The sequence below is a fragment of the Candidatus Pelagibacter sp. HIMB1495 genome, from assembly GCF_052047955.1.
Lineage (GTDB): Bacteria > Pseudomonadota > Alphaproteobacteria > Pelagibacterales > Pelagibacteraceae > Pelagibacter.
The window spans coordinates 1065416-1088027 of the sequence record NZ_JBNAIQ010000001.1 but is presented as its reverse complement, the minus strand read 5'-3'; the positions used below and the strand labels follow the sequence as shown (position 1 = coordinate 1088027).

At 30.8% G+C, this 22612-nt stretch carries 23 protein-coding genes and 5 tRNA genes; 21 read left to right on the top strand and 7 right to left on the bottom strand.

Annotated elements, in window-relative coordinates; genetic code table 11:
* Positions 1-2 precede the first annotated feature (2 nt).
* Genes purS through sfsA form a run of 5 tightly spaced genes read right to left on the bottom strand, consistent with a single transcriptional unit; the run spans position 3 to position 3784 of the window.
* Entirely contained in the window at positions 3-245 is a 243-nt protein-coding gene (purS, locus tag ACTTAW_RS05925; RefSeq protein ID WP_262589074.1) for a phosphoribosylformylglycinamidine synthase subunit PurS, read from the bottom strand.
* On the bottom strand, positions 242-1027 hold the full coding sequence (gene purC, locus ACTTAW_RS05920) for a phosphoribosylaminoimidazolesuccinocarboxamide synthase (protein ID WP_440651502.1): 786 nt from the start codon (positions 1025-1027) through the stop codon (positions 242-244). The genes purS and purC overlap by 4 nt, the downstream gene beginning before the upstream one ends.
* Positions 1027-2319, bottom strand: coding sequence for an adenylosuccinate lyase (purB, locus tag ACTTAW_RS05915; protein WP_440651501.1), 1293 nt, complete (start codon positions 2317-2319; stop codon positions 1027-1029). Before purB ends, purC begins: the two co-directional genes overlap by 1 nt.
* A gap of 3 nt (positions 2320-2322) precedes the next feature.
* Positions 2323-3093, bottom strand: a complete 771-nt coding sequence (map, locus tag ACTTAW_RS05910) for a type I methionyl aminopeptidase (RefSeq protein WP_440651500.1) — start codon at positions 3091-3093, stop codon at positions 2323-2325.
* A complete protein-coding gene (gene sfsA / locus ACTTAW_RS05905) occupies positions 3086-3784 on the bottom strand; it encodes a DNA/RNA nuclease SfsA (protein ID WP_440651499.1) in 699 nt (232 codons plus the stop codon). Before sfsA ends, map begins: the two co-directional genes overlap by 8 nt.
* A gap of 20 nt (positions 3785-3804) precedes the next feature.
* Between sfsA and ACTTAW_RS05900 the strand changes: the two genes are divergently transcribed.
* The 7 genes from ACTTAW_RS05900 to ACTTAW_RS05870 all read left to right on the top strand — a co-directional run bounded on the left by ACTTAW_RS05900 (position 3805) and on the right by ACTTAW_RS05870 (position 8011).
* Positions 3805-4554 (top strand): competence/damage-inducible protein A, encoded by a 750-nt coding sequence (locus ACTTAW_RS05900; RefSeq protein WP_440651498.1) that lies wholly within the window; start codon positions 3805-3807, stop codon positions 4552-4554.
* Positions 4554-4955, top strand: coding sequence for a gamma-glutamylcyclotransferase family protein (locus ACTTAW_RS05895; RefSeq protein WP_440651497.1), 402 nt, complete (start codon positions 4554-4556; stop codon positions 4953-4955). The genes ACTTAW_RS05900 and ACTTAW_RS05895 overlap by 1 nt, the downstream gene beginning before the upstream one ends.
* 4 nt (positions 4956-4959) lie before the next feature.
* Positions 4960-5667 carry a hypothetical protein gene (locus ACTTAW_RS05890; RefSeq protein ID WP_440651496.1) on the top strand — a complete coding sequence of 236 codons (708 nt, stop codon included), beginning with the start codon at positions 4960-4962 and terminating at the stop codon, positions 5665-5667.
* Positions 5668-5670: 3 nt separating this feature from the next.
* Entirely contained in the window at positions 5671-6963 is a 1293-nt protein-coding gene (locus tag ACTTAW_RS05885; RefSeq protein WP_440651495.1) for an NAD(P)H-dependent oxidoreductase, read from the top strand.
* Positions 6964-7007: 44 nt separating this feature from the next.
* Positions 7008-7093: transfer RNA gene (locus ACTTAW_RS05880), tRNA-Leu, on the top strand.
* 4 nt (positions 7094-7097) lie between these two features.
* A complete protein-coding gene (locus ACTTAW_RS05875; protein WP_440651494.1) occupies positions 7098-7868 on the top strand; it encodes an NAD kinase in 771 nt (256 codons plus the stop codon).
* A 5-nt stretch (positions 7869-7873) separates the two neighbouring features.
* Positions 7874-8011, top strand: coding sequence for a hypothetical protein (locus ACTTAW_RS05870; protein WP_440651493.1), 138 nt, complete (start codon positions 7874-7876; stop codon positions 8009-8011).
* Between the two features lie 9 nt (positions 8012-8020).
* Here ACTTAW_RS05870 and ACTTAW_RS05865 read toward each other — a convergent pair.
* Together ACTTAW_RS05865 and rlmB are read right to left on the bottom strand one after the other, a co-directional pair.
* Positions 8021-8096: transfer RNA gene (locus ACTTAW_RS05865), tRNA-Thr, on the bottom strand.
* Positions 8097-8129: 33 nt separating this feature from the next.
* Positions 8130-8873 carry a 23S rRNA (guanosine(2251)-2'-O)-methyltransferase RlmB gene (gene rlmB, locus ACTTAW_RS05860; RefSeq protein ID WP_440651492.1) on the bottom strand — a complete coding sequence of 248 codons (744 nt, stop codon included), beginning with the start codon at positions 8871-8873 and terminating at the stop codon, positions 8130-8132.
* Positions 8874-9003: 130 nt separating this feature from the next.
* Between rlmB and ACTTAW_RS05855 the strand changes: the two genes are divergently transcribed.
* The 14 genes from ACTTAW_RS05855 to rpsG all read left to right on the top strand — a co-directional run bounded on the left by ACTTAW_RS05855 (position 9004) and on the right by rpsG (position 22606).
* A tRNA-Tyr gene (locus tag ACTTAW_RS05855) sits at positions 9004-9089 on the top strand.
* 46 nt (positions 9090-9135) lie between these two features.
* Positions 9136-9209: transfer RNA gene (locus ACTTAW_RS05850), tRNA-Gly, on the top strand.
* A 46-nt stretch (positions 9210-9255) separates the two neighbouring features.
* Complete coding sequence (gene tuf / locus ACTTAW_RS05845) at positions 9256-10446, top strand: elongation factor Tu (protein WP_262589086.1); 1191 nt, start codon at positions 9256-9258, stop codon at positions 10444-10446.
* A 10-nt stretch (positions 10447-10456) separates the two neighbouring features.
* Positions 10457-10532: transfer RNA gene (locus tag ACTTAW_RS05840), tRNA-Trp, on the top strand.
* Between the two features lie 17 nt (positions 10533-10549).
* Positions 10550-10741, top strand: a complete 192-nt coding sequence (gene secE / locus ACTTAW_RS05835) for a preprotein translocase subunit SecE (RefSeq protein WP_440651491.1) — start codon at positions 10550-10552, stop codon at positions 10739-10741.
* Positions 10741-11271: a transcription termination/antitermination protein NusG gene (gene nusG / locus ACTTAW_RS05830; RefSeq protein ID WP_262589089.1), complete on the top strand. Its 531-nt coding sequence runs from the start codon at positions 10741-10743 to the stop codon at positions 11269-11271. The genes secE and nusG overlap by 1 nt, the downstream gene beginning before the upstream one ends.
* A complete protein-coding gene (gene rplK, locus ACTTAW_RS05825) occupies positions 11271-11696 on the top strand; it encodes a 50S ribosomal protein L11 (RefSeq protein ID WP_262589090.1) in 426 nt (141 codons plus the stop codon). Before nusG ends, rplK begins: the two co-directional genes overlap by 1 nt.
* A complete protein-coding gene (gene rplA, locus ACTTAW_RS05820; protein ID WP_440651490.1) occupies positions 11696-12385 on the top strand; it encodes a 50S ribosomal protein L1 in 690 nt (229 codons plus the stop codon). Before rplK ends, rplA begins: the two co-directional genes overlap by 1 nt.
* A 5-nt stretch (positions 12386-12390) precedes the next feature.
* Positions 12391-12909 (top strand): 50S ribosomal protein L10, encoded by a 519-nt coding sequence (rplJ, locus tag ACTTAW_RS05815; protein ID WP_428081222.1) that lies wholly within the window; start codon positions 12391-12393, stop codon positions 12907-12909.
* A gap of 6 nt (positions 12910-12915) precedes the next feature.
* Positions 12916-13281 (top strand): 50S ribosomal protein L7/L12, encoded by a 366-nt coding sequence (gene rplL / locus ACTTAW_RS05810; RefSeq protein WP_262589092.1) that lies wholly within the window; start codon positions 12916-12918, stop codon positions 13279-13281.
* Between the two features lie 55 nt (positions 13282-13336).
* Complete coding sequence (gene rpoB / locus ACTTAW_RS05805; protein ID WP_440651489.1) at positions 13337-17422, top strand: DNA-directed RNA polymerase subunit beta; 4086 nt, start codon at positions 13337-13339, stop codon at positions 17420-17422.
* On the top strand, positions 17422-21594 hold the full coding sequence (gene rpoC, locus ACTTAW_RS05800) for a DNA-directed RNA polymerase subunit beta' (RefSeq protein WP_440651488.1): 4173 nt from the start codon (positions 17422-17424) through the stop codon (positions 21592-21594). The genes rpoB and rpoC overlap by 1 nt, the downstream gene beginning before the upstream one ends.
* Before the next feature lie 170 nt (positions 21595-21764).
* A complete protein-coding gene (gene rpsL / locus ACTTAW_RS05795; RefSeq protein ID WP_075506813.1) occupies positions 21765-22136 on the top strand; it encodes a 30S ribosomal protein S12 in 372 nt (123 codons plus the stop codon).
* Complete coding sequence (gene rpsG, locus ACTTAW_RS05790) at positions 22136-22606, top strand: 30S ribosomal protein S7 (protein WP_075506812.1); 471 nt, start codon at positions 22136-22138, stop codon at positions 22604-22606. Before rpsL ends, rpsG begins: the two co-directional genes overlap by 1 nt.
* Positions 22607-22612 lie beyond the last annotated feature (6 nt).

The following is a 22612-nucleotide window of genomic DNA, read 5'->3' as shown; positions in this document are numbered from 1 at the left end:
AATTACTTTAGATCGATAATTTTATAGTTTTCAATTACAAGATTGGCTAAAAGTTTTTTACACATTTCTTCAACTTTATCTTTAGCTTTTTTTGGATCATTTTCTTTTGTATCAATTTCAAAATATTTACCTTGTCTAACTTCATTAACGTCATCAAAACCCATACCATCTAAAGTTTGATGAATAACTTTACCTTGTGGATCTAATACATCTTTTTTTAAAGTGATTACTACTGAGATTTTCATTTTTTCTTTCTCTTAACAGATGATAGTTTTGTTACATTCACGGCACTTACATTTGATTGTTCATGCAAAATACCTAATCTTTTAGCAACTTCTGTGTACGCTGGAATTAAATCACCTAAATCTTTTCTAAATCTGTCTTTATCAAGTTTTTTATCAGTAATACTATCCCAAAGTCTGCATGTATCTGGGCTAATTTCATCTGCCAGTATTACTTCTTGCTTACCATTAGACTTTAATCTTCCAAATTCGAGTTTAAAATCTATCAACTTAATTCCAACTCCTCTAAACATACCAATCATAAAGTCATTAATTCTAAAAATCATTTTTTTAACTTTATCAATTTCATTTTTAGTAGCCCAATCAAAAGCTATTATGTGCTCTTCAGCAATAAGAGGATCACCTAATCTGTCATCTTTTAAGCAGTATTCAATTAATGGTTCTTTTAAAACAGTTCCATCCTCAATACCTAGTCTTTTAGTAATAGATCCTGTTGCAACATTTCTAACAATAAATTCAATTGGAATTATCTCAACTAGTTTTATTATTTGTTCACGCATATTTAATCTTTTTACTAAATGATTTTTAATTCCTATTTGGGATAAGTTCGAAAGAATATGTTCAGATATTCTATTATTTAAAACACCTTTTCCTTCAATTGTAGTTTTTTTTTGATTATTGAATGCTGTCGCATCGTCTTTAAAATATTGAATAACTATATTTTTATCATTTGTTGCATAAATGATTTTTGCTTTACCTTCGTATAGTTTTTTTCCTTTTTTCATTATTTAAAAACTCTTCTAAAGATCAAATTCACATTTTTAAAGTGTTTTGCGTAACTAAATATTGATTTAAGCCTTTTCGTTGTAATTTTGCTCATAATAAACTTATCATTAGATATCACATCAAATAAATTTAAGTTTTCTGCAAAACATTTTTTTGCATACGATTGAACCATTCTGTAAGATTTTTCTCTACTTAAACCAGATTTAGTTAATTCAAGCATAACTTCTTGAGAGAAAATTAGCCCTTTTGTTATATTCAAGTTTTCTAACATTTTTTTAGGGTAAACAATCATGTTGTCTAAAATATTTGTTAATCTAACTAATGCAAAGTCTGTTGTAATATTTGCATCAGGACCAATGTTTCTTTCAACACTTGAGTGTGAAATGTCTCTTTCATGCCACAGCGCTATATTTTCTAAAGCTGGTATGACAGCACTTCTAACCATTCTAGCTAAACCAGTTAAGTTTTCACTTAAAATTGGATTTTTCTTGTGAGGCATTGCAGAAGATCCTTTTTGTTTTTTTGAAAAGTACTCTTGTAATTCATAAACCTCTGTTCTTTGCAAATGTCTTATCTCAATTGCAACTCTTTCAATTGAACCTGCAATAATACCTAAAATTGAAAAATAAAAAGCATGTCTATCTCTTGGAATAACTTGAGTTGAAATTGGCTCAACTTTTAAACCTAGTTTTTTTGCAACGTGCTTTTCTACATTTGGACTTATATTTGCAAAAGTCCCAACCGCTCCTGATATTGCACAGGTTGACACCTCATCTATTGCATCTTTAAGTCTTTTTTTGTTTCTTTTAAATTCCTCGTAAAAAGAGGCTAATTTTAATCCAAAAGTAACTGGCTCAGCATGAATTCCATGACTTCTTCCCATACATGGTGTCATTTTGTATTTTTTTGCCTGTTTCTTAAGTACTTTTAAAATTTGATCGATATCTTTGAGAATTATTTTTCCAGATTGAACTAATTGAATATTAAAACTGGTATCAAGTACATCTGATGAAGTCATGCCTTGATGTAAATATCTTGCTTTAATTCCTGCTTTTTCTGTAACAGAGGTAAGAAAAGCTATAACATCATGTTTAACTTCGGATTCAATTTTATGTATTCTATTTACATTGATGACTGCTTTCTTTCTAACAATTGAAGCTACCCCTCTTGGTATTTTACCAAGTTTTTCCATAGCCTCAGCAGCTGCAACTTCTACATCTAACCAAATTTTATATTTATTTTCCTCTGACCAAATATCAGTTAGTTCTTTTCGAGAGTATCTTTTAATCATTAATTATAAGTATGGAGGCTTTGAATAACCTTTAGCAGATTCTGTAAAGATTTCATAACCATTTTCAGTAATTCCTAACGTATGTTCAAATTGAGCTGATAAAGATTTATCTTTTGTGACAGCAGTCCAACCATCACTTAACATTTTAACATCATATTTACCTGAATTTATCATAGGCTCTATTGTAAAAGTCATTCCAGGTTTTAACTCTGGTCCTGAGTTTTTATTTCCATAATGTAAAATGTTTGGTGGTTCATGAAATATTGTACTTATACCGTGACCACAAAAATCTCTAACAACAGAGTATCCTTTTTCTTCAACAAATGATTGAATTTTGTGACCAATATCACCTAATTTAACTCCTGGTTTTAAAATTCTAATTGCTCTCATCATAGACTCGTAAGTAGCATCTATTAGATTGTTTAATTTAATTGGTGTTTTACCAATGCAAAACATTCTACTGGTATCACCATAATGTTCATCTACAATTGCAGTAACATCAACATTTACCGCATCACCATCTCTTAAGACTCTATCTGAAGGAATTCCATGACATACAACATGATTTAATGAAGTACATAAAGATTTTGTAAAACCTCTATAGTAAAGTGGAGCTGAATGTCCTCCGTTATCTCTTATAAACTCATATCCCAATTTATCTATATAATCTGTTGAGACACCTTCTTTAATGTTATCAGTTAACATATCAAGTGTCCTTGCTGCTAAATCACCAGCAACTCTCATTTTTTCAAATTTTTCTTTATAATCACTCATCTAAAATTTTAAGTTTTTTATCTATAATAATTTTTTTCGAACTTATATCACATCTATAAGCAAGAAAATTTACCCCAGCTCTTTTAGCTTTTTTATAATTTTCATAATATTCTTCATCGATATCTTTAGCTATTTTAAAATATTTCATATTTTGAATTTGAACTAAAAATATCAGATAACCTTTATAACCTTTATTTATGGCATCAATAAGAGTTAATAAATGCTTAGATCCTCGTGAAGTAATGGCATCTGGAAACTCAGCAATTTCTTTATCTCTAAATAACGTAACATTCTTGACCTCTACAAAGCTTTTTTGATTTTTTTTTTCTAGCAAAAAGTCAAATCTAGTTTCTTTATTAAAGAATACCTCTGGTTTTATTTTATCATTATTTTTTAATTCATTGATCAAATTATTTTCGATAGCATGATTTACTATCTTGTTAGCCATATGAGTATTGACACCTACTAAATTTTTTCTTGATTTAATTATTTCTAGTCCAAACTTTAATTTTCTCTTAGGATCATTATTTGGTAATAAAAAAACTTCATTACCTTCATCTAACAAACCTTTCATAGAACCTGTGTTGGGACAGTGAGCTGTGACAATTTCTTTACCAAGTTTTATGTCGGTAAAAAACCTTTTGTAACGTTTGATTAGTTTACCTTTTACTAAAGACTTGGTAAATTCCATAAGTAAATTATATATTTCATATGGATAAAAAAGCAAAACTTAAAGCCTCAATTTTAATTATTGGTAATGAAATTTTATCTGGGAGAACACAAGATACTAATACCTCAACATTGGCAACCTGGTTAAATTCTATAGGGGTAAAGGTTGAGGAAGTTAGAGTTATTCCTGATGTAGAAAATATTATAGTTGAAACACTAAATTTACTTAGATCAAAATATGATTATGTTTTTACAACTGGTGGTATTGGACCTACTCACGATGATATAACAGCTCAATCAGTTTCAAAAGCATTTGGAATAAAATATGAAGTTCACAAAGAAGCTTTCAAAATTCTAGAAGAATATTATCAACCTGGAGAGTTTAATGAGGGGAGACAAAAAATGGCATGGATGCCTGAAAATGCAAATCTTATTTTAAATCCAACAAGTGGTGCTCCAGGATTTAATGTTGAGAATGTTTATTCGCTACCAGGAGTTCCTTCTATATTAAAATCCATGTTAGGTGGATTAATAAATAATATAGTTGGAGGTGAACCAATCAAAAGTTTAACTATAAGTTTAAGAACAGTTGAAAGTGAAATAGCAAGTTCATTAACAAAAGTACAAAATAATAATTTGGACGTTGAGATTGGCAGTTACCCATTTTTTCATGCAGGTAAGCTTGGTGTATCGATAGTTATTAGATCAGAAGATCAAAATAAAATCGATGATTGTAATTCGCAGATTTTAAAATTTGTAAATGAAAAAAAAATTGAGGTAGTTGAGCGCTAATGTTGTATTTTGCTTACGGTAGTAATTTGCATCATTTTCAAATGAAACGAAGATGCAAAGACAGTGTTTTTTTAAAAAAAATAAATTTAAAAGACTTTAAATTAACATTTAGAAGCAAATACAGAGCAGCAGACATTGAGCCAAAAAAAAATTCGATCGTACCAGGTGGATTATTTGAAATTTCAAAAAATGATGAGAGAAAGTTGGATGTTTATGAGGATTTTCCAATTTTATATAAAAAACACTATTTTTACTATCATGGAAAAAAAGTCATGACTTATACAATGGTTAAGAAATCTTCTTTCAAGTTTCCCACAGAAAGATATCTAAACATTGTTAAAAGAGGATATAAAGATTGTAAACTCAATAACAAATTTTTAATCAAAGCATTAAAAAACTAATAAATTGATTAAATTAAATCGAAAATCAAAAAAACTATTACTCTTACAAAGGAATGAACTCTTAACTGAAACTCAAAAATGGATAAGAAAAAAGTTTGGTAGATTTCTATTTACTAATCTATTAATTAATTATTTTCAAAATAAAAAATTAGAAAAAAATACAGAAACTTTATTTTTAACAGAGATTGAAACATTTAAAAAATATTTACCACATTCTGTAAAAAATATTATGGATATTGGTTGTGGTTTAGGAATAATAAATATTTATTTAAATAGTATCTACACAAAAAATATTACTTTCTTTTTATTGGATAAAAATCGAATTGATAAGAAAATTAAATATGGGTTTAGTTCAAATTATGAAAGTTATAATGACTTAAATGAAACTAAAAATTTACTATTAAAAAATGCAATTAACTTAGAGCAAATTTATCTTTTTGATGTAGAAAAATCTATAAATATAGAAGAAAAAATAGACTTAGTTATTTCATTAAAGTCGATGGGTTACCATTATCCATTTGAATTATATTTAAAACTATTTAATAAATGTTGTGATGAAAATACTCTTTTTATATTTGATTTAAGTAAAGTTTATTTTGATCATAATGACCTTCAAAAGTATTTTAAAAAGATACAAGTTATTTATCAAGAAGACAGCATACATCCTCTAAGGAGAGTAATTTGTAGCGGATTTAAAGGCGAAAATAATTAAGAAATGTTTTTACATACTAAATTAGAGGAACAAAAACAGCCAATAAGAGTAGCTTTTATTGGCTGTGGAAAATTTGTAAGTATGTTTTTATCTCAATATTCTAACTTAAATAAAATTAAAATTGATAGCATAGTTGACCTCAATATTGATCAAGCAAAAAGAAATTGTTTAAAAAGTGGAGTAGGTAAAGAAGAGGTGTCTAAAATTAATTTTTCAACTTCTCTTGATCAAATTATTGATAGAAATATTGAAATCTTTATTGAAGCAACAGGAAACCCTATTGTAGGTACTGTCCATGCAACAAGGATTTTAAAAGAAAAGAAACATTTGATTTTAGTTAATGTAGAGGCAGATATTACATGTGGAAAATATTTATCAGATTTAGCTAGAAAAAATGGAGTTATTTGTTCGATGGCTTATGGTGATCAACCTTCGTTAATTCTAGAACAAATTGAATGGGCTAGACTTAATGGTTTTGAAGTTATTTGTGCTGGAAAAGGAACAAAATACCATCCAAGTTTTGAATATTCTACACCTGATACAGTTTGGGGTTATTATGGTTTAACTAAAGAAAGAGCAGAGAGTGAGTCAGGAATGAATCCTAAAATGTTCAATAGTTTTTTATGTGGTGATAAATCTGCAATTGAAATGTGCGCAGTAAGCAATGCTGCAAATCTTAAATGTCCTTCTAACGGATTAACCTTTCCACCAGTTGGAGTTTATGACATTGCAAAAAAATTAATACCAAAAAAAGATGGTGGATTAATAGATTTTGAAGGTCAGGTTGAAGTTATATCAAGTATTGATTTAAATAAAAAAGATATTCTTAATGACTTAAGGTGGGGTGTATACATTGTTATTAAAGCTCAAAATGAATATGTAAAAAATTGCTTTAAAGATTATGGTATGATCACAGATTCTTCTGGGAACTACTCAGCTATATGGAGACCTTATCATTATATTGGTTTAGAACTTGCTCAGTCCATATATTCTATAGCGCTTGATAATAGAGCAACAGGTTATACGAAAAAATATAATGCAGATGTTGCAAGTGTTGCAAAAAAAGATTTAAAAGTTGGTGAAAAGCTAGACGGAGAAGGAGGGTTTTGTGCAAGAGGTAAATTAATTACATCTCAAAATTCAAAAAATGAAATGATTTTACCACTTGGTTTAACAGATAATGCAATATTGAAAAAAAATATCAACAAAGATGAAATAATAAAAATTGGTGATGTTGAGCTTAATTTGCCAAAAGAGGTAATAGAAGCTAGAGATTACCAATATAATTTAATATAGTTGAGTTATAAATAATTGTGGATATAACAGTGAAGTTCATTAATGCCCTCGTGGTGAAATTGGTAGACACAAAGGACTTAAAATCCTTGCCGCTTGCGGAGTGCCAGTTCGAGTCTGGCCGAGGGCACCATTAAATGAACAAACTACAAATTATTTCTGATAAAAATAATAAATCCTTAAATATAAAAAATATTTTATTAAAAAAAATTAGTTCTAATAATTTTCAAAACAAAAATTTAACTATTGTTATTGGAGGTGATGGTTTTATGCTCCAAACTCTTAAAAGAAACAAAAATTCTAATAAATTTTTCTATGGAATTAACTCTGGAAACTACGGTTTTCTAATGAATAAATTTTCCTCAAAAGATATTATAAAAAACCTTTCCAAAGCAAATATGGTTTCAATTTCTCCTTTAGAGATGATTGTAAGAAATAAAAATAATCAAATCAAAAAATCTATTGCTATTAATGAAGTTTCTGTATTAAGACAGAGCAGACAAGCAGCTTCGTTATCAATTAAACAAGGTTCTAGGCAAATTATAAAAAAATTAGTTTCTGATGGAGTTTTGGTGTCTACACCAGCTGGAAGCACTGCTTACAATTTATCTGTTCATGGACCTATATTAAGTCTTCATTCAAAAAAATTATCCATATCTCCAATTAGCGCATTTAGACCAAGAAGGTGGAAGGGCAAAATAGTTAATGATAAATCTAAAATTATTATCACAAATCTCAATCCATCTAAGAGACCCATTAGTGCAGTTGCAGATAATTTGGAAGTAAGAAATGCAAAATCTATTACTGTTAAAATAAATAATAAAATTAAGTTTAATCTTCTCTATGATAAAAATAGAAGTTTACAAAAAAAAATTAAAATTGAACAAATAAGAAAAGAAACAAGTTAGATTTAATGAATAAATTTAATCCAATTATAATAGTTGCTTTAGTTTTATTTGCAGGATTTTTTGCATTTAAATTAATGTCATTCTTGGGTTGCTATGTTCGTATAGAGAATTTTGATAAGTGTTTGAAGTTAACTGCTTGGTAAAGAAAGAAGTGGTGCCCCCGCACGGATTCGAACCGCGGACCTATTGATTACAAATCAATTGCTCTACCAACTGAGCTACAAGGGCATGCGCAATAATTATTAATTATTTGTTAAATAATCAACTCTTTTTTTTTAAATAACTTAAATGATGAAACACTATTGCTGCACTATTTGATATATTCAAACTTTCTATTTCTTCATTGATGTCAATTTTGACAAAAAAATCTGCATATTTTCCAGTGTGTTGCCTCATTCCAAATCCTTCTGATCCAAAAAGTAAAATATTATTTCCCTCCCATTTGACATCAGTAAAATCTTTTTCGCCCTTTGAATCAAAACCATAAACCCAAAAATTTTTTTCTCTTAAATTTTTTAAGGTAGAATTAATATTTGAAACTTCAAAAATATTTACATGCTCCATACATCCACTCGCTGATTTATACATTAGCTTACTATCCTTTGGAAAATGTCTCTCTTTAATTATTATACCATCAATTTTAAATGATGCTGCACTTCTAATGAGTGAACCTATATTTCTTGGATCAGTAACTTCATCTAAACATACAAAGGTTAAATTATTTTTTTCTTTAATAAATTCCTTTAATTCTGGTTGATCTAAATGTTCAATCTCAGCAACATATCCATTATGCATTAATTGTTCTTTTAATGAGTATTTGTCTAACTCTTTTTTTGATTTAAAATAGACTTTTACCTCTTCAAGAAGATTTTTATTTGGATTTTTTCTATGAATATTTTTTTTAGCATCCTCTGTTAAAAACACTCTTAAAACTTTCCTATTTGGATTACGTAATGCTTCCATTACTGCATGTTGACCAACAATAAAAAAAGATGATTTATTCATAAAATTATGATGTGTTTTACACGTTTTTTAATAGTTTTTCTTAATAAATCACGTGTTGCATTTGGATAAATAAAATATATAAAACGCTTGTTATTTGAAGCTATATTGAACAAGGGGACACTTCCCCAAAGGAGGGGTTCCAGAGCGGTCAAATGGGGCGGGCTGTAAACCCGTTGACTTCGGTCTTCGAAAGTTCGAATCTTTCCCCCTCCACCATTTAATATAATTTTAATTAACAATGGAGTGTTACTCTTGGGGTTGTGCGGGTGTAGTTCAATGGTAGAACGCTAGCCTTCCAAGCTGGATGTAAGGGTTCGATTCCCTTTACCCGCTCCAAGAAATTAAAGTAAGAAACAAAAAAAAAAACTGAGGTTAAAAAGAAATGTCAAAAGAAAAATTCGTACGAAGTAAACCCCACTGTAACATTGGGACTATTGGTCATGTCGACCATGGTAAAACAACTCTTACTGCAGCTATAACAAATGTATTAGCTGAAGCTGGTGGTGGAACAGCTGTAGCATACGATCAAATCGATAAAGCTCCAGAGGAAAAAGAAAGAGGAATTACAATTTCAACAGCACACGTTGAATATGAAACTGAAAAAAGACACTATGCTCACGTAGACTGTCCTGGTCACGCTGACTATGTAAAAAATATGATTACTGGTGCAGCACAAATGGATGGAGCAATATTAGTTGTTAATGCAGCTGATGGTCCTATGCCACAAACAAGAGAACATATTCTTTTAGGAAGACAAGTTGGTATTCCAGCAATTGTTGTTTACTTAAATAAAGTAGACCAAGTTGATGATAAAGATATGATTGAACTTGTAGAAGAAGAAATTAGAGAACTTTTAACTTCATACAAATATCCTGGAGATACAACTCCAATCGTTAAAGGTTCGGCTTTAGCAGCAGTTGAAAAAAGAGATGATGAAATTGGAAAAAATTCAATTTTAGAATTAATGAAAGCTGTTGATGAACATATCCCGCAACCAGCTAGAGAAGTTGACAAACCATTCTTGATGCCAGTTGAGGACGTATTTTCAATTTCAGGAAGAGGAACAGTTGCAACTGGAAGAGTAGAATCTGGTGTAATTAAAACTGGTGAGGAAGTTGAAATCGTTGGAATTAAAGAAACAAAAAAATCAGTTTGTACTGGAGTAGAAATGTTTAGAAAACTTTTAGACTCAGGTGAAGCTGGTGATAACGTAGGAATTTTATTGAGAGGTATTGAAAGAACTGACATTGAAAGAGGTCAAGTTCTTTGTAAGCCTGGATCAATAACTCCTCATACTAAATTTGAAGCTCAAGCCTATATTCTTAAAAAAGACGAGGGTGGAAGACACACTCCTTTCTTTACAAAATATAGACCTCAGTTTTATTTTAGAACAACAGACGTTACAGGAGAAGTAGAATTACCAGCAGGTACTGAAATGGTTATGCCAGGTGATGATGCTAAATTCACAGTTAAACTAATTACACCTATTGCAATGGCAGAAAAATTAAACTTTGCTATTAGAGAAGGTGGTAGAACTGTTGGAGCAGGAGTAGTAACTAAAATTATAGAGTAACTCTATAAATAGGAGTGTAGCTCAATTGGTAGAGCGCCGGTCTCCAAAACCGGAGGCTGAGGGTTCGAGTCCCTCCGCTCCTGCCAATTTGAGCTAAAGAATTATGAAGAACCCGATTAAATTTATTCAGGAAGTAAAACAAGAGGCTTTCAAAGTTACTTGGCCGACTTGGAAAGAAACTTTGCAAGGTGCTTTAATGGTATTTGTTATGGCAGTTATAATGTCTTTATTTTTTCTTTTATTGGATCAGGTTCTTAAATTCTTCTTAGAATTGTTGTTAAAGGTGAGTATTTAATGAAAAATTGGTACATTGTTCAATCACACTCCAGTTTTGAAAATAAAGTTGCTTCATTAATTAAAGAAGAAGCGGATAAAGCTAAAATAAGTGAGAAATTCGAAGAAATTATAGTTCCAACTCACGATGTTACGGAAGTTAAAAGAGGAAAGAGAATTCAAAGAAAAAAAAAATATTTTCCTGGATACGTATTAATAAAGAGTGAAATGGATAACAATATTTATCATATGATCAAAGGAATAAAGAGAGTTAGCGGTTTCCTTGGATCAAAAGGCATCCCAGTACCTGTTTCTGATAAGGAAGTTGAGAAGATTTTAGGCCAAATAAAAGATGGTGTGGCTCAGCCAAAATCTGGTATAGATTACAGCGTTGGTGAAAAAGTTCAGGTTGTTGATGGTCCATTTGCATCATTTAATGGAATGATTGAAGAAATTGATGAAGAAAAAGCTAGACTTAAGGTGTCAGTTTCTATATTTGGTCGTCCAACACCGGTAGATTTAGAATATAACCAAGTTGAGAAAGTAAGTTAATGGCAAAAGAAATAAGTGGATTTATAAAGTTACAAATTAAAGGTGGACAAGCTAATCCTGCTCCTCCTGTTGGTCCTGCTTTAGGTCAACGTGGCGTTAATATAATGGAATTTTGTAAAGCATTTAATGACAAAACAAAATCTATGGCTGGAAAACCTGTTCCAGTTGAAATTACTGTTTATAAAGATAAAAAATTTGATTTTAAAATTAAATCACCACCAGCATCTTTTTATATTAAAGAAGCTGTTAAATTAAAAGGTGGATCAAAAGAACCAGGAAGAAATATTGTAGCTTCAATTTCTAAAAAACAATTAGAGGATATTGCTAAAGAAAAAATGAATGATTTAAATGCTCATGATATAAATGAAGCAGTAAAAATTATTGCAGGTTCAGCTAGATCAATGGGTATAGAGGTAAAAGAATAATGGCTTCAAAAAGATATAAAAAATTACCTGAAAAAACTAAAGACTTAAATGCAGAGTCTATTGAAAAATTATTACCCGAGCTTAAAAAAAACTGCACAACAAAATTTGATGAGTCTTTAGATTTAAGTTTTCAAATAAATAACAAACAAAAGAAAAGTGAAGTCAACATTAGAACTGTAGTAAATCTTCCAGGAGGAACAGGTAAGAAAGTAAAAGTTGCTGTTGTTTGTGAAGATAATAAAGCACAAGAAGCAAAAGATGCAGGCGCTGATATTGTTGGTGGAGATGAGTTTGTTGAACAAATCAAAGGTGGAGATTTAAATTTTGAAAAATTGATTTGCACACCAGGGATGATGATCAAACTTTCGAAATTAGGAAAAATTTTAGGTCCAAAAGGATTAATGCCAAATCCTAAACTTGGTTCAGTATCTGAAAATATTAAACAAGCAGTTAGTGATGCAAAATCAGGACAAGTTGAAATTAGAAATGATAAAGATGGAAACATTGGAGTAAGTATTGGAAAAAAATCATTCAGTGATGATCAATTATTGAAGAATTATAATGCAATAATAGATGCATTAGAAAAAGAAAAATCTAATAACACACTCAAAGGTGATTTAATAAAAGGTGTTTTTGCAACTTCTACTATGGGTGTTTCATACAAAGTTAAATTAGGAAAATCGATATAGTTATGATGAACAAAGAACAAAAGAAAAATTATATTGAAGAAATGACTTCTAAATTTGAGAGTAGTAAAGCTGTGATGGTTACGCACTATCAAGGCTTAACAATGACTCAATTAGATGATTTAAGAGCAAAAATGAGAGAGCATGGTATCGTCTTTAAGATCACTAAAAACAGAATCACAAAATTAGCATTAGAAAAAACTAAGTGTAAAGATTTATCTAATCTTTTTACAGGTCCAACAGCGGTTGCATTTGGTGAAGATGCAATAATGTCCGCAAGGATCTTGTCCAAATTTGCTAAAGATAATGAGAATCTTAAATTAATTGGCGGAATAATGGATGATGAGGTCCTGGATCAGGCCGGTGTCCAAAATGTTGCTAGTTTACCTACACTTGATGAAGCAAGAGCTAATATTGTAGGTATTTTAAACGCTCCAGCCTCAAAATTAATTAGTATTTTGCTTGCACATTCGGAAAAAATGAGTAGTTTGTCCGCAGAAAATTCTGAAACACAACCCAAAGAGTAGAAAAATATGCCTGACCTAAATAAAATTATTGAAGACTTATCAAGTTTGACTGTCGCTGAAGCAGCCGAACTTTCAAAACAGTTAGAAGAAAAGTGGGGTGTAACTCCAATGGCAGCAGCAGCTCCAGCAGCAGCAGGTGGTGCAGCTCCAGCAGAAGAAAAAGATGATTTCACTATCATGTTAGTTTCTGCAGGTGATAAAAAAATTAATGTTATTAAAGAAGTAAGAGCAGCTACTTCATTAGGTTTAAAAGAAGCAAAAGATCTTGTAGAGGGAGCACCAAAAGAAGTTAAATCTGGTGTTAACAAAAAAGATGCCGAAGAGATCAAAGCTAAGTTAGAAGCAGCTGGCGCAAAAGTAGAACTTAAATAAATTAATTAGAAAGAATTCAAATACTGATTTTTTTAATCAGTATTAATAAATATAGATGCAATTATCTTTTACTGAAAAGAAAAACATTAGAAAAAGTTTTGGTAAACTAAAAGAAAGCTTATCAATTCCAAATCTTATCGAAGTTCAAAAAAATTCTTACAAAGAATTAACTGAATTCTACGCTGAAACCGAATTAACAAAAGGTTTTGATAGAGTTTTTAAAAGTATTTTTCCAATTGAAGATTTAAATGACAAAGCAACTCTTGAATATGTTTCATACAGGTTAGAAAAACCTAAATTTGATGTTGAAGAATGTATAACAAGAGGTTTAACTTATTCTTCAGCTCTCAAATGTACTTTAAGATTAGTTGTTTACGAAATAGATCAAGAGAACAATACTAAAGATATTTTATCAGCAAAAGAACAAGAAGTTTATATGGGCGAAGTTCCTATGATGACTAATAGTGGAACGTTTATTACCAATGGTGTTCAAAGAGTTGTTGTAAACCAAATGCATAGAAGCCCAGGTGTTTTCTTTGATCATGACAAAGGAAAAACCCACGCAAGTGGAAAATTATTATTTAATTGTAGAGTAATACCTAACAGAGGATCTTGGTTAGATTTTGAATATGATGTTAAAGATTTTTTATATTTTAAAATTGACAGAAAAAAGAAAATACTTGCATCAACATTACTTTTAGCGTTAGGTTTTTCTAAATCAGAAATTGTTGATGAGTTTTATGATAGTGAGCAATATACTTTCGATCCTAAGACAGAAAAATGGAAAACTAAATTTAACCCTGAGAATTATAAAGCTAAAAACTTTTCAGAAGAAGTAATTGATGCAAAAACTGGTGAAGTAGTAATAAAATTAGGTGATAAAATAAATTTTTTAAATGCTAAAAAATTAGCTAACGATGGGCTTAAAGATATTTTAGTTACAAGAGAGTCTCTTTTCGGAAAATTCTTACATAGAGATGTTAAAGTAAGTGATGAAGAAGAAGGTACTTTTAAAATTGGTACTGAACTAAATGATACAATTATTCAACAAATACTGGATGTAAATATTCACTCTTTACAAATATCGGTAACAAATTCCATAAATAAAGGACCTTATTTATTAACAACTGTTTTAGCAGATAAAAATAACTCTAAAGACGAAGCTATAACTGAAATATATAAAATGCTAAGACCTGGCGAACCTCCAACAATAGAGATAGCCACTCAAATATTTAATAATCTTTTCTTTAGCTCAGACAGATACGATCTATCTGATGTTGGTAGAGTAAAAATGAATTCAAGATTAAACCAAGAGTGCTCTGATAAAATTACGATCTTAAGAAATGATGATATTATTGCTATCATTCACAAAATGTTAGATTTACGAGATGGCAAGGATGATGTCGATGATATTGATCATTTAGGAAATAGAAGAGTACGATCTGTAGGTGAATTAGTTGAAAACCAAGCGAGAATTGGTGTTTACAGAATGGAAAGGGCTATTAAAGAAAAAATGACTACTTTAGATGTTGAGTCCGCGATGCCTCAGGATCTAATTAACGCAAAACCACTAACTGTTTCATTGAAAGATTTTTTTGCTAGCTCGCAACTTTCACAGTTTATGGATCAAACGAACCCATTGTCAGAAATTACACATAAAAGAAGAGTTTCTGCTCTTGGACCAGGTGGACTAACAAGAGAGAGAGCTGGATTTGAAGTTCGAGACGTTCACCCAACTCACTATGGAAGAATTTGCCCAATTGAGACGCCAGAAGGGCCGAACATCGGTTTGATTAATAGTTTGTCAACTTATGCAAAAATAAATAAATATGGCTTTATTGAAAGCCCATACAAAAAAGTAAAAGATGGAGTTGTGCAGGATAAAGTTGAGTATTTATCTGCAATGGAAGAAACCAAATTTACAATTGCTCAAGCAAATACAAAGCTAGATAAAAATGGAAAGATAGTTGAGGAACTCGTTTCTTGCAGACAAAATTTAAACTTCCTTTTATCAAAACCAGATGCAATTGATTATATCGACGTTTCACCAAAACAACTTGTTTCTGTTGCAGCATCTTTAATACCTTTCTTAGAAAATGATGATGCTAACAGAGCTCTAATGGGTTCTAACATGATGAGACAAGCAGTTCCTCTTTTAAAACCAGAATCACCATTGGTTGGTACAGGAATTGAAAGTGATGTGGCTTTAGACTCTGGTGTAACTATTGTTGCTAAGAGAGATGGAGTTGTTGATAAAATTGATGGTAAGAGAATTGTTATTAAAGTAACAGAAGAAACTGATTTTAGTGAATCAGGTGTAGATATTTATAATTTACAAAAATTTAAAAGATCAAACCAAAATACGTGTATTAACCAAAGACCACTTGTTAGAGTTGGTGATAAAGTTAAATCTGGTGATATTATTGCAGATGGTCCTTCAACAAAATTAGGTGAATTAGCACTTGGAAAAAATGTAACAGTAGCCTTTATGCCATGGCAAGGTTACAACTTTGAAGACTCAATTTTGATTTCAGAAAGATGTGTAACTGACGATGTATTTACTTCAGTACATATTGAGGAATACGAAATAATGGCAAGAGACACAAAACTTGGAGAAGAAGAAATTACCAGAGATATTCCTAATGTTAACGAGGAAGCTTTAAAAAATCTTGATGAATCAGGAATAGTTTACATTGGAGCTGAAGTAAACGCTGGTGATATTTTAGTTGGAAAAGTCACACCAAAAGGTGATTCAGCATCAGGACCAGAAGAAAAACTATTAAGATCAATTTTTGGAGAAAAAGCTATTGATGTTACTGATACATCTTTGAGAATGTCACGGGGTGCTAGTGGTACAGTTGTTGATGTAAGAGTATTTAACAGACATGGTATTGAAAAAGATGAAAGATCAATAACTATTGAAAGAGCTGAAATTGAACAAGTTCAGCAAGATAAATTAGTAGAAGAAGAAATTTTAGAGAGAAGCATCAAACAAAGAGCTTCTCAAATTTTATCAGGATCATCAATAACTAAAAAAGTAAAAGATTTATCTGAAGGAACAAAACTTGATTTTGATGCAATTAATAATCTTTCTATAAATGATGTATTTAAAATAACAGTTGGAAATGTAAATGATGAAGCGACTTTGGCACAACTTAAAGATCAATACAACAAAGCAAAACAAGATATTACAGAAAGATTTGAAGATAAAGTTTTAAAAATTAGAAGTGGTGATGATTTATTACCAAGTGTTATGAAAATGGTAAAAGTTTTTGTAGCTATTAAGAGAAGATTAAGACCAGGTGATAAAATGTCAGGAAGACATGGTAATAAAGGTGTTGTTAGTAAAATAGTACCAGTTGAAGATATGCCATACAGAGAAGATGGTAGACCAGTTGATATTGTTTTAAATCCTCTAGGTGTTCCAAGTAGGATGAATGTAGGTCAAATTTTAGAAACTCACCTGGGTTGGGCATGTAAAGAATTTGGTGAACAGATTAAAAATTTAGTTAACGAAAATAACAAAAAGATCGAAAGAACTGAAAAAATAGAAAAATTTTTAAAATCTGTTTATGGTGAAGATACTTTCAATGAAAAAGTAGATAAATTAAGTAAGAACGAATTTAAAGACCTGTGTGAAAATTTACAAAATGGTATTGCAATATCCACTCCTGTTTTTGATGGCGCTAAAGAGAAAAATGTAACTGACATGTTAGAATTAGCGAACTTACCAGGATCTGGACAAACTTATTTATGGGATGGAAGAACTGGAGAAAAATTTGACAGACCAGTTACAGTTGGAATAATTTATATGTTGAAACTACACCACTTAGTTGAAGATAAAATTCATGCAAGATCTACAGGTCCTTACAGTTTAGTTACACAACAACCTCTCGGTGGTAAAGCACAATTAGGTGGTCAAAGATTTGGAGAGATGGAAGTATGGGCTCTTGAAGCTTACGGAGCTTCTTATACTTTACAAGAAATTTTGACTGTAAAATCTGATGATGTTGCTGGAAGAGTTAAAGTTTACGAAACTATAGTTAAAGGTGAAGAGAATTTCGAGTCTGGTATCCCAGAGTCATTTAACGTCTTAGTTAAAGAAATTAAATCATTAGCATTAAACGTGGAGCTTAATTAATGAAAAAAGAATTAACTGATTTATTTAAAGGAAGCGAAATTTCAGAAGCCCAAAATTTTAATAGTATTAAAATTTCTTTAGCTAGTCCTGAAAAAATTAAATCTTGGACATTTGGTGAAATTAAAAAACCAGAAACTATAAATTATAGAACATTTAGACCAGAGAAAGATGGTCTATTCTGTGCAAGAATTTTTGGACCAATCAAAGATTACGAATGTTTATGCGGAAAGTATAAACGAATGAAGTTTAGAGGTATCATATGTGAAAAATGTGGCGTTGAGGTAACAAAATCTAATGTAAGAAGAGAGAGAATGGGCCACATTAATCTCGCAACTCCTGTGGCACATATTTGGTTTTTGAAATCATTACCAAGTAGAATTGCACTTGCAGTAGACATGAAGTTGAAAGAGATTGAGAGAGTACTTTATTTTGAAAACTTTATAGTAATCGAACCAGGATTAACTGGTTTGCAAAAAAACCAACTTTTAAATGAAGAAGAATTAGCAAAATATCAAGATGAATTTGGTGAAGAAAGCTTTACTGCAGGTATTGGAGCAGAAGCTGTTCTTGAGATGTTAAAAAATCTTGACTTAGAATTAGAAAGAAAAAATCTTGTTAGCTTTATTAAAGAGACTAAATCTAAAGTTAATGAAGAAAGAGCAATTAAGAGATTAAAATTAATAGAGTCATTTATCGAAACTGGTCAAAAACCAGAGTGGATGATTATGACTGTGGTTCCAGTTATTCCACCAGAATTAAGACCTTTGGTTCCGCTAGATGGTGGTAGATTTGCCACTTCAGATCTTAACGACCTATATAGAAGAGTTATTAACAGAAATAATAGATTAAAAAGATTAATGGATCTTAAAGCTCCAGACATCATTGTTAGAAATGAAAAAAGAATGCTTCAAGAGTCTGTTGATGCTCTTTTCGACAATGGAAGAAGAGGTCGTGTTATTACCGGAACAGGTAAAAGACCACTTAAATCTCTTGCAGAAATGCTTAAAGGTAAGCAGGGTAGATTTAGACAAAACTTATTAGGAAAAAGGGTAGATTACTCTGGAAGATCAGTAATTGTTGTCGGCCCAGACTTAAAATTACATGAGTGTGGATTACCAAAAAAAATGGCTTTGGAGTTATTTAAACCATTTTTATACGCAAGATTAAACAAATTAGGTTTAGCATCTACAATTAAACAAGCCAAAAAATTAGTAGAGAAAGAAACTAATGCTGTATGGGATGCGTTGGAATTAATCGTAAGAGAACACCCTGTTTTATTAAACAGAGCACCAACACTCCATAGACTTGGTGTTCAAGCTTTTGAACCAAAATTAATTGAAGGTGATGCAATTGAGCTACACCCTTTAACTTGTGCAGCTTTTAATGCTGATTTTGATGGTGACCAAATGGCTGTTCATGTACCTTTAAGTTTAGAAGCTCAGTTGGAAGCAAGAATATTAATGCTATCAACGAACAACATTCTATCCCCTTCAAATGGTAAACCTATAATCGTTCCAAGTCAGGATATGATTTTAGGAATATATTATCTTTCACAGGAACCAGTATCGGATAAACCATCTGGATACTTTACTAATTCTGATCAAATAGAGTTTGCATTATCTTCAGGTGAAATTAACGTTCACAGTACTATTATTTCAAGATATGAAACTGTTGATGAAGAAGGAAATAAGAAGATTGAAAAATATACATCAACTGCAGGAAGATTTTTATTAGCCAACCTATTACCAAAAAATAGCAATATTAAATTTTCACTAGTTGATAGATTGCTACCAAAAAAAGTTGTTTCTGAAATAATTGATGTGGTTTTCAGATTCTGTGGTCAAAAAACTACAGTTATTTTCTGTGATAAACTTAAAGATTTAGGATTTAAGCATGCATTTAAAGCAGGAATTTCATTTGGAAAAGATGATTTAATTATTCCTGAAAATAAAACACAATTAATTGATGATACTAAAAAATTAATTGCAGATTATGAAACTCAATATGCCGAAGGTTTGATCACAAGAGGCGAGAAGTACAACAAGGTTGTCGACGCATGGTCTAAATGTACTGATAAAGTTGCGGGTGAAATGATGAAAAGAATTTCTGCAACTGAAAAAACAGAAGAGGGTTTAAAAATAAATTCAGTATTTATGATGGCTGATAGCGGTGCTAGAGGTTCAGCAGCGCAAATGAAACAATTAGCTGGTATGAGAGGATTAATTGCAAAACCTTCAGGTGAAATTATTGAGAGTCCAATTATTTCTAACTTTAAAGAAGGTTTAACAGCTTTAGAGTATTTTAATTCTACACACGGAGCAAGAAAAGGATTAGCAGATACTGCGCTTAAAACAGCAAGCTCTGGTTATTTAACAAGAAGATTGTGTGATGTTGCTCAAGATTTAACAGTAACAAAAATTAAATGTGAAGAACCAGGTTTTATTGAACTATCTGAGATCTTAGAGGGTGGTAACGTAGTTGTTAGTTTGGCAGAAAGAGCATTAGGTAGAGTTACAGCTGCTGAAGTGAAAAATCCTTTAAGTGGTGAGGTAATAATCAAAAAGTCTGAAATGATTGACGAGGCAGGCTGTGATAAAATTGATGCAGCAGGTGTTAAATCTATAAAAGTTTATTCAGTAATGACTTGTAGTTCTAAAGAAGGTGTTTGCGCTACTTGTTACGGAAGAGATTTATCTAGAGGTAAAATGGTACATGTAGGTGAAGCAATTGGTATGATTTCAGCACAATCAATTGGAGAACCAGGTACGCAGTTAACGATGAGAACATTCCACGTTGGGGGAACAGCTTCAGTTAAACAAGATAACCAAATTATCAGTAAAAGCGATGGAACATTAAAAATTATTAACTCAAATATTTTAGAGGATTCTAAAAAGAATTTAATTGTTATGGGAAGAAATACTCAACTTTCTATTGAGGATGACAAAGGAGTTCAAATAGCAGTTTATAAAGTTGCTTATGGATCAAGATTATTTTTTAATAATGGAGATAAAGTTAAAGCAAATACAAAAATTTGTGAGTGGGATCCATATACGACTCCAGTTATTGCCGAAAAGAGTGGTATTGCAAGTTATGTTGATTTGATAGATGGTCTTTCGATTCAAGAAACTACTGATGATGCAACTGGTATATCATCAAAATCTGTAATTGATTGGAGGGGTCAATCTAAGAGTACAGATTTAAAACCAAGAATTACTTTAAGAGATGAAAAAGGAAATGTAATTAAAAAAGCAGATGACAATGAAGCTAGATATTACTTAGTACCAGATTCAATTTTATCAATTAAAGATGGTCAAAAAGTTTATGCTGGTGATGTTATTGCAAGATTACCTAAAGAAACAACGAAAACTAAAGATATTACTGGAGGTCTTCCAAGAGTAGCTGAACTTTTTGAAGCTAGAAAAGCTAAGGACAGTGCTATTATTGCCGAAAACGATGGAAGTGTTGTTTTTGGAAAAGAAGTTAGAGGTAAACAAAGAATTTCGATTGTTCCTGAAGACGGATCAGAACCATCAAATTATTTAATTCCAAAAGGAAAACACATTAACTTTAATCCTGGTGAAAAAATTCAAAAAGGCGAATATCTTTTAGATGGACAGCCATTACCGCATGATATTTTAAGAATTTTAGGCATTAAAGAATTAACAGAATATTTTGTTAATCAAGTTCAAGAAGTATATCGATTACAAGGTGTAATTATTAACGATAAACATATTGAAACAATTCTAAGACAAATGCTTAAGAAAGTTGAAGTTAAGGTATCTGGAGATTCAAGTTATTTACCAGGTGAAGTGGTTGATAGAATCAAGTTTGATAATACTAATGAAAAATTAGTTGCTAAAGGCAAAACTCCTGCAGTTGGAGAAAGAGTTTTAATGGGTATTACTAAAGCTTCACTTCAAACAGAATCATTCATTTCTGCTGCATCTTTCCAAGAGACAACAAGAGTATTAACAGATGCTGCAATTAAAGGGAAAGTTGATCCATTAAACGGTTTAAAAGAGAACGTAATTGTTGGAAGATTAGTTCCTGCTGGTACGGGTAATATCAAGAACAGATGGAACAACAAGGCCTTGGAAGATGATAATAGCTTCTTAGCAGAACAAGATAAACTTGAAGCTTCTGAGCCTGAAGAAACACAAGTAAATCAATAAAAAAATCACCTAAAAATTGCAGTTTTAGTTTGACAATAGCTGATTAATAAGTATTTTGGCGATGTTTTTGGTTGGAATGTAGTGCTCTTGAGGCACTAAACGCTGCCACAAAATAACCTGTCAGTTATTTTCATCTCAAAAATAAATAAATAAATTTTAAAAAAAAAATTATGCCAACTATTAATCAGTTGTTAAGAAAAAAAAGAGTTAAACAAGTTTCTAGGAACAAAGTTCCCGCTTTACAAAAGCAACCTTTAAAAAGAGGTGTTTGTGTTAAAGTTTATACAACCACTCCAAAAAAACCAAACTCTGCATTAAGAAAAGTTGCTAGAGTTAGATTGTCAAACGGTTTTGAAGTAACTGCTTATATTCCAGGCGAAGGTCATAACTTACAAGAACACTCAGTAGTACTAATTAGAGGCGGAAGGGTTAAAGACTTACCTGGTGTTAGATATCATATCTTAAGAGGAAATTTAGATACACAAGGTGTTGCAAATAGAAAACAGAGAAGATCTTTATACGGAACAAAAAAAGGTAAATAATGTCTAGAAAAAAAACTCAACCCAAAAAAAATGTAGTTCCTGATCCAAAATTTAATTCAACTATAATTCCAAAATTAATAAACAACATTATGTATGATGGCAAAAGAGGTATTGCTGCAAAAATAGTTTATGAAGCAATAGAGAAAATCAAAACAAAGACTAAAGATGAACCTATAAATATTTTTAATGAAGCAATTAACAATATCAAACCAACTGTAGAGGTTAGATCACGAAGAGTAGGTGGTGCAACATACCAAGTGCCAGTTGAGGTAAAAAGCAAAAGAGCTCAAGCACTTGCAATAAGATGGTTAGTTGATTCAGCAAGAAAAAGAAAAGACAAACACATGGCAGATAAAATTTTTAACGAACTGTATGATGCTTATGAAAAAAAAGGTGCTGCAGTAAAAAAAAGAGAGGATGTTCATAAAATGGCAGAGTCTAACAAGGCATTTGCACATTTTAGATGGTAAAAAATT

Bases quoted from the DNA above. Each gene is read 5' to 3' on its own strand.
- purS (WP_262589074.1), bottom strand. From the start codon at position 245: ATGAAAATCTCAGTAGTAATCACTTTAAAAAAAGATGTATTAGATCCA.
- purC (WP_440651502.1), bottom strand. From the start codon at position 1,027: ATGAAAAAAGGAAAAAAACTATACGAAGGTAAAGCAAAAATCATTTAT.
- purB (WP_440651501.1), bottom strand. From the start codon at position 2,319: ATGATTAAAAGATACTCTCGAAAAGAACTAACTGATATTTGGTCAGAG.
- map (WP_440651500.1), bottom strand. From the start codon at position 3,093: ATGAGTGATTATAAAGAAAAATTTGAAAAAATGAGAGTTGCTGGTGAT.
- sfsA (WP_440651499.1), bottom strand. From the start codon at position 3,784: ATGGAATTTACCAAGTCTTTAGTAAAAGGTAAACTAATCAAACGTTAC.
- ACTTAW_RS05900 (WP_440651498.1), top strand. From the start codon at position 3,805: ATGGATAAAAAAGCAAAACTTAAAGCCTCAATTTTAATTATTGGTAAT.
- ACTTAW_RS05895 (WP_440651497.1), top strand. From the start codon at position 4,554: ATGTTGTATTTTGCTTACGGTAGTAATTTGCATCATTTTCAAATGAAA.
- ACTTAW_RS05885 (WP_440651495.1), top strand. From the start codon at position 5,671: ATGTTTTTACATACTAAATTAGAGGAACAAAAACAGCCAATAAGAGTA.
- ACTTAW_RS05875 (WP_440651494.1), top strand. From the start codon at position 7,098: ATGAACAAACTACAAATTATTTCTGATAAAAATAATAAATCCTTAAAT.
- ACTTAW_RS05870 (WP_440651493.1), top strand. From the start codon at position 7,874: ATGAATAAATTTAATCCAATTATAATAGTTGCTTTAGTTTTATTTGCA.
- rlmB (WP_440651492.1), bottom strand. From the start codon at position 8,873: ATGAATAAATCATCTTTTTTTATTGTTGGTCAACATGCAGTAATGGAA.
- tuf (WP_262589086.1), top strand. From the start codon at position 9,256: ATGTCAAAAGAAAAATTCGTACGAAGTAAACCCCACTGTAACATTGGG.
- secE (WP_440651491.1), top strand. From the start codon at position 10,550: ATGAAGAACCCGATTAAATTTATTCAGGAAGTAAAACAAGAGGCTTTC.
- nusG (WP_262589089.1), top strand. From the start codon at position 10,741: ATGAAAAATTGGTACATTGTTCAATCACACTCCAGTTTTGAAAATAAA.
- rplK (WP_262589090.1), top strand. From the start codon at position 11,271: ATGGCAAAAGAAATAAGTGGATTTATAAAGTTACAAATTAAAGGTGGA.
- rplA (WP_440651490.1), top strand. From the start codon at position 11,696: ATGGCTTCAAAAAGATATAAAAAATTACCTGAAAAAACTAAAGACTTA.
- rplJ (WP_428081222.1), top strand. From the start codon at position 12,391: ATGAACAAAGAACAAAAGAAAAATTATATTGAAGAAATGACTTCTAAA.
- rplL (WP_262589092.1), top strand. From the start codon at position 12,916: ATGCCTGACCTAAATAAAATTATTGAAGACTTATCAAGTTTGACTGTC.
- rpoB (WP_440651489.1), top strand. From the start codon at position 13,337: ATGCAATTATCTTTTACTGAAAAGAAAAACATTAGAAAAAGTTTTGGT.
- rpoC (WP_440651488.1), top strand. From the start codon at position 17,422: ATGAAAAAAGAATTAACTGATTTATTTAAAGGAAGCGAAATTTCAGAA.
- rpsL (WP_075506813.1), top strand. From the start codon at position 21,765: ATGCCAACTATTAATCAGTTGTTAAGAAAAAAAAGAGTTAAACAAGTT.
- rpsG (WP_075506812.1), top strand. From the start codon at position 22,136: ATGTCTAGAAAAAAAACTCAACCCAAAAAAAATGTAGTTCCTGATCCA.